Source organism: Methylobacterium iners, assembly GCF_022179305.1.
Classification (GTDB): Bacteria; Pseudomonadota; Alphaproteobacteria; order Rhizobiales; family Beijerinckiaceae; genus Methylobacterium; species Methylobacterium iners.
Genome location: NZ_BPQP01000143.1, coordinates 1 through 3,526, shown reverse-complemented (window position 1 = coordinate 3,526; position 3,526 = coordinate 1). Strand labels below are relative to the sequence as shown.

The following is a 3,526-nucleotide window of genomic DNA, read 5'->3' as shown; positions in this document are numbered from 1 at the left end:
GCGCGATTTGGGCGGGCCGCCATGCGCGGGTGCATGTGCGCAAGCTGATCGCGCGCACGCAGATGCCCGGCATCGTATTCCGCCTAGAGAGCGGTGCGAGCGTCACGGTCGACGCCTGCGACCTAAGCGGCGTTGCACCGGGTTCGATGCTCCTGAAGGCGGACGGCGCTGACACAAGCGTGAAGCTCGGTCCCAGCTGCAAGCTGCCTTAATAAGACTTAGTATCCTCGACCTTGTATGCGTAGCCTCTACGCCGCGTAAGGTTCACCGCAGGCCTGCGCGTCCTTGGCACCCTGAGGCGAGAAGATCGAAGGCTTGAACGCAGACGTGGTGAGAGTCACAAAACCGAATCAAGGTGGGAACGACCCTATTGTTCCCTCCTGCGTCAGAGACACTGGGCCAGGACCCCATATCGCGCCTAGGGAATGCTCTCGCATAGTCAACTACCAAATAATTCTAATCGTTAGTACAGCGAGTTCGAATGTAGAGTGGCCAATCAATTAGGTCCTTGCCAAGTTCAAAAGACCTATTGCAGCCGCTAATCCGACGAACAGGAACAAGATCAGAGCCCATTCGAGATTTGTCGCTTCTGTGTCAAGGCGGACCAATAGTACGCTAAATACACGCATCGAGTCACTCTCTTGATGTCTCAAATTTGGGAATAGCAATCGACTGGCCTTGCGACTTGGCTCATTGCCGCCAATCACAGGGCCTGCTCCAGAAGTAATCTACTTCGTCGACAAAGCCTTGTCTTCAGGTAGACAAGGGCCCGCAATAGCCTGTGCCTGATTGACCGGGGTTTGGTTATGGTTTCCGTCAAGCTCCGATGTTCATCCGGTTATGTGGGTACCAACCAGCGAGCCGATGTGCCGGCTCCTGCCTTTTACCCTGCGAGATCCGTCTTGGCTGGTGCGACAGAAGTTGACTGAAGTCTGAAGCAAGTCGGGATCATCCTCAAACCTTAGCAGGTTGACGAACCCCGTTCATCTATTCTCCAAGAGGACACCCCCGAGATTGAGGAGTCCGAGAGTCAGCCGACCTAGGGTAAGCGCTCGGAGACGGGCGCCTTGTGGGGCTAGTGGGTAGGCCTGGATGCATGTCGGGCTGGAGCACTGTATCGGCCCCATGTCTGGACCTGGCTTGAACACCCACGTCGTGGTGGCCGGCACGCGCCGGTCTTGGTCGCGTGAGGAGAAGCGCGCGATCGTCGACGAGGCGGAGCGCTCTCCGAGCGTGTCGGCGGTGGCGCGACGCCACGGCCTGACCCCTTCGCTGGTCTTCCCCTGGCGACGCGAGTTCTGGGACGAGGAGCGCGCCGCCGCAGGACCGGGCGAGCCTGCCTTCGTCCCGCTCGCCCTGCCGGCGCCAACCGGCCCCGCTGGGGAGACGAGGTTCCCGTTCGTCGGGTCTGGCGTCATCGAGATCGAGCTGGCTGGTGGTCACCGTGTTCGCGCCGATGCCACAATCGATCCTGCGCTCCTGCGGGGCCTGATCAAGATGCTGGTGGGCCGATGATCCCGGTGCCTGCCGGCGCACGTGTCTGGCTGGCGACCGGCCATACGGACATGAGGAAGGGCTTCGACGGCCTGGCGATGCTCGTCCAGGACCACCTCCGGCGCGACCCGTTCTCCGGCCAGATGTTCGTGTTCCGGGGCCGGCAGGGACGGCTGATCAAGGTGCTGTGGTGGGACGGCCAGGGCCTGTGCCTGTTCGCCAAGCGCTTGGACCGGGGCCGCTTCGTCTGCCCATCGGCGCCAGGGGGCGCGGCCGCGCTTACGCCGGCGCAGCTCGCCATGCTCCTGGAGGGCATCGATTGGCGGGCGCCTGAACGAACGGACCGGCCACGGCTTGCGGGCTGACGAGCCAAAGCTGGCGGCGGGCTGCATCATAAGCTAAGCTGTTGACATGGCTCTCGATCCTGCCTCGCTGCCTGACGATGTCGATGCCCTCAAGCGTATGATCGTTGGGATGGCGCGGGACGCGGTGCACGCCAGCACCCTCATCGAGAAGCTGCGCTCGCAGCTCGCCCGCCTCAAGCGTGCGCAGTTCGGGCGTTCGTCCGAGAAGCTGAGAGGCCAAGTCGAGCAGCTCGAGCTGGCCATCGAGGCTCTCGAGACCGACGAAGCCGAGCGCCTGGCAGCTGCTCCCGCCGTCGCCGAGGCCGTTGAGAGAGCCAGGCCGGCACGACGCCCCTTGCCCGAGCACCTGACCCGCGAGAGCGTGGTCCATGCGGGGCCCTGCGCCTGCCCCTCGTGCGGTGGCGCCCTGCGCCGGATCGGCGAGGACGTGACCGAGACGCTCGACTACGTGCCTGGCCGGTTCAAGGTGGTGCGCCACGTGCGCGAGGCCTTCTCGTGCCGGGCGTGCGAGACGGTCGTGCAAGCGCCCGCCCCGCACCATGCCATTGCGCGCGGGCGTGCCGGCCCCGGGCTCCTGGCGCGGATCGCTGTTGCCAAGTTCGATGATCACCTGCCGCTCTACCGCCAGGCGGAGATCTTTGCGCGCGAGGGTGTCGAGCTGGCCACCTCCACGCTCTCGGGCTGGGTGGGCGCCACCGCGGCGGCGCTGATGCCGCTTGTCGACCAACTTCGGGGAGAGGTGTTGGCGGGCTCTGTGGTCCTGCACGGCGACGACACGCCGGTGCCGGTGCTGGCGCCTGGGACCGGCAAGACCCGAACGGGGCGGCTGTGGGCCTATGTGCGTGACGAGCGGCCCTGGGAGGGAGCAAATGCGCCGGCCGCCGTGTTCTTCGCCTCGCCCGACCGGCGAGGTGAGCGGCCGCTTGCCCACCTGGCCCCCTTCTCGGGCACGCTGCAGGCGGATGGCTATTCTGGGTTCAACGCGCTCTACGAGCATCGGCGCTCCGGGGGAGCGCTGATCGAGGCGGCGTGCTGGGCGCACACGCGTCGCTACTTCTTCGACGTGCACGCCAAGACCGGCTCGGGGATCGCGCGGGAGGCGTTGGAGCGGATCGGCGCTCTCTACGAGGTGGAGCGCTCGATCCGGGGCCGACCACCCGACGCGCGACGACGAGAGCGCGGGCTGCGATCCCGACCGCTGGCGGACGCGCTGCGGGCGTGGGCCGGGACGATCTTGCCTCAACTCTCCGCATCGTCGGACCTGGCCAAGGCCTTCCGCTACATGCTGGCGCGCTGGGCGGCGCTCACCCGCGTCTTCGACGATGGCCGGCTGGCGCTCGACAACAACGCCGCCGAGCGGGCGCTGCGGGGCGTGGCGGTCGGGCGCAAGAACTACCTGTTTGCCGGGTCGGAGCGCGGGGCGGAGCGCGCGGCTGCCCTCTACAGCTTGATCGAGACGGCGAAGCTGAACGGGCTCGATCCGGAAGCCTATCTGCGGGACGTCCTCACCCGGATCGCCGATCACCCGGCCCGGCGTCTGCCCGAGCTGCTGCCGTGGAACTGGACCCCCATCGTGCCCGCCGCCCAGGCCGCCTGACAAGCAGGGCCATTCCCAGAGCGCTTACGACCTAGGTGTATGGTCCCGGTGAGGTAGCCCCCTAAAGGAC

General features: G+C 66.0%; 4 protein-coding genes. All 4 read left to right on the top strand.

Annotation, left to right across the window (positions count from 1 at the left end):
• Positions 1-212: hypothetical protein (locus MFF55_RS26175; RefSeq protein ID WP_238247123.1), on the top strand; the 212-nt coding region annotated here is incomplete at its 5' end.
• A 928-nt stretch (positions 213-1,140) separates the two neighbouring features.
• Positions 1,141-1,515, top strand: coding sequence for an IS66-like element accessory protein TnpA (gene tnpA / locus MFF55_RS26170; protein WP_238247121.1), 375 nt, complete (start codon positions 1,141-1,143; stop codon positions 1,513-1,515).
• On the top strand, positions 1,512-1,859 hold the full coding sequence (gene tnpB / locus MFF55_RS26165) for an IS66 family insertion sequence element accessory protein TnpB (RefSeq protein WP_238247119.1): 348 nt from the start codon (positions 1,512-1,514) through the stop codon (positions 1,857-1,859). Before tnpA ends, tnpB begins: the two co-directional genes overlap by 4 nt.
• A 46-nt stretch (positions 1,860-1,905) precedes the next feature.
• Entirely contained in the window at positions 1,906-3,456 is a 1,551-nt protein-coding gene (gene tnpC, locus MFF55_RS26160) for an IS66 family transposase (RefSeq protein ID WP_238247117.1), read from the top strand.
• Positions 3,457-3,526 lie beyond the last annotated feature (70 nt).

Bases quoted from the DNA above. Each gene is read 5' to 3' on its own strand.
- tnpC (WP_238247117.1), top strand. From the start codon at position 1,906: ATGGCTCTCGATCCTGCCTCGCTGCCTGACGATGTCGATGCCCTCAAG.
- tnpB (WP_238247119.1), top strand. From the start codon at position 1,512: ATGATCCCGGTGCCTGCCGGCGCACGTGTCTGGCTGGCGACCGGCCAT.